General features: G+C 40.4%; 4 protein-coding genes and 1 pseudogene. 4 read left to right on the plus strand and 1 reads right to left on the minus strand.

Annotated elements, in window-relative coordinates:
* Window positions 1-8 precede the first annotated feature (8 nt).
* The 4 genes from CXF76_RS14170 to CXF76_RS14185 all read left to right on the plus strand — a co-directional run bounded on the left by CXF76_RS14170 (window position 9) and on the right by CXF76_RS14185 (window position 8,200).
* Entirely contained in the window at window positions 9-3,161 is a 3,153-nt protein-coding gene (locus tag CXF76_RS14170) for an efflux RND transporter permease subunit (RefSeq protein WP_101164002.1), read from the plus strand.
* Window positions 3,154-4,566 carry a TolC family protein gene (locus CXF76_RS14175; protein WP_010553923.1) on the plus strand — a complete coding sequence of 471 codons (1,413 nt, stop codon included), beginning with the start codon at window positions 3,154-3,156 and terminating at the stop codon, window positions 4,564-4,566. The genes CXF76_RS14170 and CXF76_RS14175 overlap by 8 nt, the downstream gene beginning before the upstream one ends.
* A gap of 10 nt (window positions 4,567-4,576) precedes the next feature.
* Window positions 4,577-5,605 carry a zinc-binding dehydrogenase gene (locus tag CXF76_RS14180; RefSeq protein ID WP_007582024.1) on the plus strand — a complete coding sequence of 343 codons (1,029 nt, stop codon included), beginning with the start codon at window positions 4,577-4,579 and terminating at the stop codon, window positions 5,603-5,605.
* Window positions 5,606-5,944: 339 nt separating this feature from the next.
* Window positions 5,945-8,200 (plus strand): acyl-CoA dehydrogenase, encoded by a 2,256-nt coding sequence (locus tag CXF76_RS14185; RefSeq protein WP_024592148.1) that lies wholly within the window; start codon window positions 5,945-5,947, stop codon window positions 8,198-8,200.
* A 191-nt stretch (window positions 8,201-8,391) separates the two neighbouring features.
* Here CXF76_RS14185 and CXF76_RS14190 read toward each other — a convergent pair.
* Window positions 8,392-9,359, minus strand: a pseudogene (locus tag CXF76_RS14190) (integron integrase).
* Between the last annotated feature and the right edge of the window lie 304 nt (window positions 9,360-9,663).

The raw sequence follows: 9,663 nt of genomic DNA on the forward strand, positions 1-9,663 counted from the left end.
GTTTATTGATGAAATTCTCGCATTTCTTTATACAGCGTCCAATATTTGCGGCCATGCTGTCATTGGTTATTTTAATTGCTGGTGGTATATCACTATTCCAATTACCAGTAAGTGAATACCCAGAAGTAGTTCCTCCAACAGTTGTTGTTACCGCTAACTACCCAGGTGCTAACCCTACCGTTATTGCGCAAACAGTGGCAACACCGCTGGAGCAAGAAATTAACGGCACTGAAAACATGCTATATATGTTTTCGCAAGGTACCAGTGATGGCCGCATGACACTAACGGTAACCTTTGCTTTAGGTACCGATTTAGATCGTGCTCAAGTACAAGTACAAAACCGTGTAAACAGTGCGCTTCCGCGTTTGCCAGAAGAAGTACAACGTTTAGGTGTTGTGGCTGAAAAGTCATCACCCGATTTAACCATGGTAGTGCATTTATACTCACCTGAAAAAACGCACGACACAGCTTACTTATCTAACTATGCTGATTTAAACATTAAAGATGAAATTGCGCGTTTACCGGGCGTAGGTGATATTCGCATGTTTGGTGCTGGCAAATACTCAATGCGAGTATGGCTAAACCCAGATGCACTTGCTGCACGCGAATTAACAGCGACAGATGTAGTAACAGCACTTCGCTCGCAAAACCAGCAAGTTGCTGCAGGTAGCTTAGGTGCGCAACCAATTTCAAACGACAGTCAATTTCAAATATTGTTAAACGTTAAAGGTCGTTTAAACAGTATTGAAGAATTTGAACAAGTTATTATTAAAGTAGGCGACGAAGGTCAGTTAACGCGTTTATCTGATATAGCCCGTGTTGATTTAGGTCAAGACACTTACGCACTGCGTGCAGAGCTTGACAACCAACCAGCACTTGCAATGCCAATATTCCAACGCCCAGGTTCAAACGCTATTGAGCTTTCCGATCAAGTACGCGAAACAATGGCGCGCTTATCTAAAGATTTCCCTACTGGTGTTGAATACGACATTGTGTACGATCCTACGGTATTTGTTCGCGGCTCAATTGACGCGGTAATTGCAACGTTGCTTGAAGCAATTGTGCTGGTAGTTATTGTTGTTATTGTATTTTTACAAACGTGGCGTGCATCAATTATTCCGCTAATTGCTGTGCCTATTTCACTTATTGGTACGTTTGCCGTAATGCAGTGGTTAGGTGTCTCAATTAATACCTTGTCGTTGTTTGGTTTAGTATTGGCCATAGGTATTGTTGTAGATGATGCGATTGTAGTTGTTGAAAACGTAGAGCGTAATATTGAAAAAGGCTTATCGCCACTTGAAGCAACCCGCGTTGCAATGAGCGAAGTAACAGGCCCTATTATTGCCATTGCGCTAGTACTAAGTGCTGTATTTATTCCTACTGCGTTTATTACCGGTTTATCAGGTCAGTTTTATAAGCAATTTGCACTTACAATTACAATTTCGACGATTATCTCAGCGTTTAACTCATTAACGTTATCGCCTGCGCTTGCTGCATTGTTATTAAAATCGCATGATGCAAAACCAGATGCATTTACGCGTTTACTTAATAAATTGTTTGGTCGTTGGTTGTTTAAACCATTTAACCGCGTATTTAATCGTGGTGCTAAAGGTTACGAAAAGCTGGTACAAAAACTAATTCGTATGACCGTTGTTGTAATGGTGGCTTACATTGCACTTGTTGGCGGCACAATTAAGTTATTTGATACCGTACCAGGTGGCTTTATTCCACAGCAAGATAAACAGTATTTAGTGGCTATTGCGCAGTTACCTGACGCATCAAGCCTTGATCGTACTGAAGATGTACTTGCTCAAATGCAGCAAATTGCACTAGAAGTACCAGGCGTTGCACATACTGTTGCTTTTCCTGGCTTATCAGTGAACGGTTTTACGAATAGCCCTAACAGCGGCATTGTATTTACACCACTTGAGAGCTTTGATAAACGTACCGACCCAAGCCAATCAGCGATGGCGATAGCGGCGCAGTTGAATAAACGTTTTGCCGCCATTGATGAGGCATTTGTAGCGGTATTTCCACCGCCGCCAATTCAAGGTTTAGGCACTACCGGTGGTTTTAAACTGCAAATAGAAGACAGAGCTAATAAAGGGTTTGAAGCACTATTTAATAGTCTGCAAGCCGTAATTACTAAAGCGCAACAAGACCCTGCATTAATGGGCCTGTACTCAAGTTTCCGTATCCAAGTTCCACAAATGGATATTGATATTGACCGTGAGCAAGCGCTTATTCAAGGTATTCCACTTGATGAAGTATTTAATGCACTGCAAATTTACTTAGGTTCTGTGTACGTAAATGACTTTAATATGTTTGGTCGTACGTACCAGGTAAATGCACAAGCTGATGCTGACTACCGCTTAGATCCTGATCAAATACTTAATTTAAAAGTACGTAACCGCTCAGGTAATATGGTGCCACTAGGCTCTGTATTAACAGTAACACCAACAATTGGTCCTGACCGTGTTATGCATTACAACGGTTACCCAAGTGCAGAACTAAATGGCAGCCCAGCGCCAGGTTATAGCTCTGATCAAGCACAAGTTGCTATTGAAAAAGTACTCGCAGACACACTACCAACAGGTATTGAATATGAGTGGACTGAAGTAACGTACCAACAAGTACTTGCCGGTAACACCATGGTTTATGTATTCCCGTTAGTTGTATTACTTGTATTTATGGTACTTGCAGCGCAGTACGAAAGCTTACGTTTACCACTGGCAATTATATTAATTGTACCAATGACTATTTTCTCAGCCTTGTTAGGTGTGTGGTTTGTTGGCTCTGACAACAACATATTCACCCAAATAGCGTTAATAGTTCTGGTCGCGTTGGCCTCTAAAAATGCAATATTGATGGTTGAATTTGCAAAAGATAGACACGACTCAGGCTTATCGCACTTAGAGGCAATACTTGAGGCATGTCGTATGCGTTTGCGCCCAATATTAATGACCTCAATTGCATTTACAGCAGGTGTTGTACCTTTAGTACTTGCCACCGGTGCGGGCGCCGAAATGCGACACGCAATGGGTAACGCAGTATTCTCAGGGATGATAGGTGTAACCGTGTTTGGCCTATTGTTTACGCCGGTATTTTATATGTTAGTGACTAACAAAAAAGATAAAGCGCAGGAGAATACTCATGACTAAATTAATGCAAAAAAGACTTAAAACAAGTCTAACTGTTAGTGCAGTATTAGTCGCTGCGTTTTTAGCCGGGTGTGCGAGTAAAATAGACACCATGAGCGAGCAAAAAGCCGTTAACGAATTTGTTGCTAAAGCTAATATTGCTAGTAACGTTAGCGTTGCTGATGAGACAAACTGGTGGAAAAAGCTTAATTCTGATCAACTAAATGAGCTTGTTACTGGTGCGCTTGCAAATAACTATAATTTGCAAACAAGCCAGTTAACACTTAAAAGTGCATTAGCGCGATTAGGAGAGCAAAAAGCCCAGTACCTTCCGCAAGGTGGCGTAAATGTTGGCGCAGCTCGAAGCGATGCACCAAGCGTGTTTGACCGCCAATCAAGTGCAAACGTTGCACTTGATTGGCAACTAGATTTATTTGGTCGTATAACGGCGTTGGTTGATGCTGCAAATGCATCAGCCATGAGCCAAGCAGAGCAAGTACGTTTACTGCAAATTGAAGTTGTTTCGTCAGTCGTTAAAGGCTTTGTAAGTTATCAAGGTAATGTTGAAAAACAACACATTGTTACACTTCAAATTGAAGCGCTTGAGCAAAGTATTGACGTTCTTCAAGCCCGAGTTGACGAAGGCGTAGCAAACGAGCTTGATTTAAACCGTACTATGGCGCAGCTTAGGCAGCAACAAGCATTAATGCCTGCTATTGAGTATGCAAAATACAGCGATTTATCTGCTCTTGCAGTACTAAGCGGTAAGTTAGCGCAAAATATTGCTATTGAAAACGAGCAAGGCGTGCTTGAACGTGACTTTAGCGTAGCACTAAAAAACGCTAATAATGCCATTGCCTTACGTCCAGATATTAGCCGTGCACTGTTTGACTTTAGCCAAGCAAATAGTTTAAGCGTTGCAGCTAGTAAAGCGTTATTACCCGATATTAGCTTATCTGCATTTGCAGGGGTTGTGAGTATAGATAGCACAGGCTTAAAAAATACCGACCAACAGTGGCAAGTAGCGCCGCAGTTGCAATGGTCGTTATTAAGCTACCCAGCATTATTAGCACAGCGCGACGCGCAGCAGTTTTTAAGTGAAGCCGCTTACAGCGATTATCAACAAGTAGTATTAACTGCACTAAGTGAAAGTGAACTTTCATTGCAATTGTTGGTCAATCAAGCACAGCAAAAACGCTTTGCCGATGAGCGCTATGACTTTGCTAATAAAGCATTTTTACAAGCACAAGCAATGTACGAAGAAGGTCAAATTCCTTACCTTGAGTTGTTAGATGCGCGCCAGGATGTTTTAATAGCACAAGAAAATGCTGTTGAAACAACAATTTCTTCACTGCTTGCCAAAGTAAATGCTTACCAGTCATTTAATGGCCAATGGAGTTATGCGTTAAACGACACTAATAAGTAGAGTTATATTGATGCCAAATACTGAAAATTTACATGAATACATTATCCCGCAAACAATGCGCGCTATTGTACTGCCAGAACCAAATGAAGCAATTGACTTAGCGGATGCTGAGCTGCCTGTTCCTATTTGTGCAGATAACGAGCTGCTTGTAAAAGTAGAGTACGTTGGTTTAAATCCAGTTGATGGTCAATTTGCTAAAACAGGCTTTTGTAAATGGCAGTATCCACACATTTTAGGCCTAGATGCCGTAGGTGTTGTGGTTAAAGCTAATAAAGGTGTGTTTCCAAATGTTGGCCAGCGCGTTATGTGGCATGCCAACATTGGTGAGCAAGGTGCTTTGAGCGAATACACCAAAGTACCTAACTTTGCAGTGTCGGTTGTGCCAAGCGGTTTAAATCCGGCCATTGCAGCAACACTTCCATGCGCCGGTATGGCAGCACTTATTAGCTTAGATAAAATAGGCATTAGTGAAGGCGATACTATTTTTATTGAAGGCGGAGCCGGAGCGGTAGGGCAGTTTGCTATTCAATATGCAAAACAGCGCGGTGCAGATGTATTTACCACAGCATCAAAGCGTAATCATAAGTTGGTTAAGCAGTTAGGCGCTGATGTGGTTTTTGACTATAGCGATAAAAAGCTATGCGAAAAAATCCGCAGAGAACTTGGCCCACAAGGCTTTGATGCGGTTATTGATACGATAGGTGGTGAGTGTACTCAGCGTAATATTGAGTTAATGCGTTTTTGCGGACGTATTGCCTGCTTAAATCCGCTACCTTGTTTTGATCAAGACTTAATGTATCACCGAGCGCCCAATATTAGCGTTGTATCGATTGGTGGTGCATGGCTTGCTAATAGTTTATGTGCACAACAACGTTTGAGTTTTATGGGCAACTTGTTACTTGAAGGCGCTGTTAGTGGCGACATTAAACACCCAGAAATAACGCCCGTAGATTTTAGTGCTGACTCGGTATCGCAAGCGCTTAATAAACAACTTGCGGGTGGTTTTACCGGCAAGCAAGTTGTTAAAGTTACTAAGTGAAGCACTTATACAATTTGATTTAAATTTAGGTAGTTTTAGCTAGATTAACTGATAATGTAGCCTCTACAAATTGAATAAAAACGTAGCCTATTTGTGCTGCGTTTTTTTATGCCCATAAAAAAATAGATACAGCGCTAGCGCTTTTGCTGTTTTATTCATCATTTTAGCTAAAATACTTTTTTTCAGCGTACAACTGTAAGCCTTTGTGTTTCAACAGTTTACGTTCAGGTAAAGAAAATAAATTGAAAAAACTGTTAATTAATTGAATAGAGTAATTGATCTAAACGATTTTTTATGACGTAATGTAGTTATTATTTAGCTGGTCGGATGAGTTCAATCATGAGTTTACGTACAAAACTAAAAAAAGTATTACCAAGTATTTCTATCACAGAACAAGAAGCGCTAGACGCGGGTGATGTATGGCTTGAAGGTTCTATCTACCAAGGTAAGCCTGATTTCAGTGCACTTCGCGACGTACCTGCTGCTACATTAAGCGCAGACGAGCAAGCATTCTTAGACGGTCCAGTAAAAGAACTACTGGGCATGATTGACGATTCAGTGATTCAAAACGGCATTCATTTACCAAATGACATCTTAGAATTCTTGAAAAAAGAGCGTTTTTTCTCGCTTATCATTCCTAAGTCGTTTGGTGGTTTAGAGTTTAGCCCTTATGCAAACTCTACTATTGTTGGCACAATTGCGACTAAAAGCTCAGCAGTTGCGGTAACCGTAATGGTTCCTAACTCGTTAGGCCCGGGTGAGCTATTACTTCACTTTGGTACGCAAGAGCAACAAGCACATTACTTACCACGCCTAGCAAATGGTACAGACATTCCATGTTTTGCATTAACAAGCCCAGAAGCGGGTTCTGATGCAGGTGGCATTCCAGACATTGGTACAGTTACTAAAGGCATGTATAAAGGCGAAGAAGTGCTTGGCCTTGAGATCACATGGGACAAGCGCTACATAACGCTTGCACCTATTGCTACCGTACTTGGTTTAGCTTTTAAAGTAATGGACCCTGATGGTTTATTAGGTGGTAAAGAAAGCTTAGGTATTACCTGTGCACTTATTCCAAAAGAGCACCCAGGTGTAGAGCTTGGTAATCGTCACGACCCAATGGGTATTCGTTTTTACAACGGTACTACACGTGGTAACAAAGTATTTGTACCAATGGATTTTGTTATTGGTGGACAGAAAAATATCGGCCGTGGTTGGCAAATGCTGGTTAGCTGTTTAGGTGCTGGCCGTGGTATTTCATTACCTGCGCTAGGTGTTAGTACAGCACAAGTTGCATTTAAATCAGCATCTGAATACGCAGCAGTGCGTGAACAGTTTGGTTTAGCCATTGGCCAGTTTGAAGGTATTCAAGAAAAACTAGCTGACATTGCAGGTAAAACATACCTACAAGAAGCAATGCGCGTACTTACAACTGAAGGCTTAGGCATGGGCTTAAAACCATCAGTAGTAACTGCAATCGCTAAATACCACATGACAGAGCTTGGTCGCGACGTGCTTGATTCAGCAATGGATATTCAAGCAGGTAAAGCGATTCAAAACGGTCCACAAAATACATTAGCAAGTGGTTATGTTGCTCAGCCGATTGCCATTACGGTAGAAGGCGCGAACATTCTTACACGTAACCTAATGATCTTTGGTCAAGGTGTTATGCGTTGTCACCCATATTTACAATCTATGGTTGAGTCAATTCACAGCGAAGACAAAGGCGCAGATAAAGAATTTAACGGTATTTTACGTAAAACAATTGGTTACAGCACAGCAAACAGCTTACGTGCTTTCCGGTTAGGTGTTTTACCATTTACAGCAAGTGCTAATTCTGAATTACCAGAAGTACGTGACTACGAAAAAGCAGTACATAAATTATCTGCAAAACTTGCAGTGTACGCAGACTTTTCGTTATTGGTACTTGGCGGTAAATTAAAACAAGCAGAAATGCTATCGGCACGTTTAGGCGATGTAATGAGCTTCTTATATGCAGCTATGGCATCAATTAAATACTACGAGCAAAAAGTATCAAGTAGTGACCGTGAGCAAGCAGCGCCGTATTTCCATTACGCGACTCGTTTTGCACTACAAAGTGCTGAAGAAGCATTGCATAAGTTTTTAGATAACTTCCCTGCAAGTGGTACACGTAAGTTTATTCGTTTCATTACAATGAACTACTCAACTAAAATGCCAAAAATTAGCGATGATTTAATCCGCGAACTAGCTAAGCAAGCTCAGCTAGATACCGCATTTAAAGCGCAAATTACGCATTTAGTTAAACCAGTAGTAGGCGATGGTCATCATATTAATGAGCAAGCTTACAAAGCTAAAATGGCATCACTTGGCGAGCTGGCTAAAGTTAAAAAAGCACTACGTGCTAAAGTAATTAAACCAGGTATACGCTTTAACATCACGCTTGATAACGCACTAGCGGCAAACGTAATCACGCAAGCTGAACACGTTCAGTTAATTGATTACAACATCAAACGTGAAAAAGCGATTCGTGTAGATGAGTTCGATTTTGATATGAATCTACTAGACGATAACGCACAGCCGATTAATCCGCTTAAAAGTGTAGTTAATCAGTAAGTTAAAGTAACAATATTCAATGATGCAAAGCGCCCGTAGTATCGGCGCTTTTATTTTTGATTAAAAAATTAGTGTGGAGCCCCGTTTGTGTAAAAACAAGCGGGGCTTTTTTTATGTGTTTTAAAGTAGTAACAGATGGCAGTATTGATTTGTAAACAAGTATGTATTTTTAGGGTGTTGAAAAGAAAAGTTTATAATCTTGAAAAAGGGCTAACAACCCCGTTAGCGCCTTGCTGTAATACATGAGTATATATTTGTGTGGTTTTAACATCAGAATGGCCAAGCTGAGCTTGAACAGTTCTTATATCGGCGCCATTTTGCAGTAGATGAGTAGCAAAAGAGTGTCTTAATGTATGAGGTGTTATTATTTTTGTTAACCCTGATTTTTGGACGGCTTTTTTAACCTCTTTTCTAATACAAGAGTGATGAAAATGATGTCGTCTTATTTCACCACTTTGAGGATCTGAACTTAATATATGAGAAGGAAATAAATACTGCCACGCAAGCGATTTTGCGGCACTTGGATATTTTTTTGTTAAAGCATATGGCATCCATACGCCAGAATATTCCGTATTATTTAAATCCAGTTTTAAATAGTCATCAACGTTCAAAATTTGATTTCTCAGCATAGGAATTAGCTCTGTGGCCAGCGTAACAATGCGGTGTTTATTACCTTTTCCATTCCATACTTGAATGCATTTATAATCAAAATCAATATCTTTCACCCTTAATTGCACCGCTTCCATTACTCTTAAGCCACTTCCATACATAAGGGCTGCAATTAAATATAGCGCTTATTTAAATGAGCCATCAACATTTTAACTTCCTCTGGGGTCATCACTACAGGGAGCTTTGCTTGTTTTTTACTACGGGCAAAATTTAAATTTAATGAGAGTTCTTTTTTTATTATGTGCTTGTATAAAAATGACAATGAATTGAGTGCGGTAGCTTGCGTACGTGGTGCAACGTTTTGCTTTAACACTAAATGTTCTAAGTAGCGTTCGACTTCATTGTCCCCCATTGAGGCGGGATGGCGTTTATTATGAAAATGGATATAAGATGCAATCCATCTTAGGTAGGTATCGACGGTGCGTAATGAATATTGACGAACTAGCATATATTCAGCTATGTAATTTAAAAATGGGGAACGTGTTTTCATACTATTACCAACAATAGTGCTGTTTTTATATACAGTATAGTTGTGATGCACACATATTCAAGAAAATGAGCGGCGAGCGCATTTTGTCTTTTATTGAGAGTTTGAGTGCTAATAAAAATTATATATAGCAATGTATTAAGTTATTTGGTAAAAAAGATTTATAAAAAACATGAGCGTATCGTTGGCAGAAATATGCGCGATGAGCGCACTATTAAATTGTTGAACTAAGCCGCTACGCGGAGATCCTATTCTGACCATTTGAGCCACACTTACCTTGGGGTTATCCCATATTTGGAGGTAAGTA

The organism is Pseudoalteromonas sp. 78C3 (assembly GCF_002836695.1).
In the GTDB taxonomy this organism is placed as follows: domain Bacteria; phylum Pseudomonadota; class Gammaproteobacteria; order Enterobacterales; family Alteromonadaceae; genus Pseudoalteromonas; species Pseudoalteromonas arctica.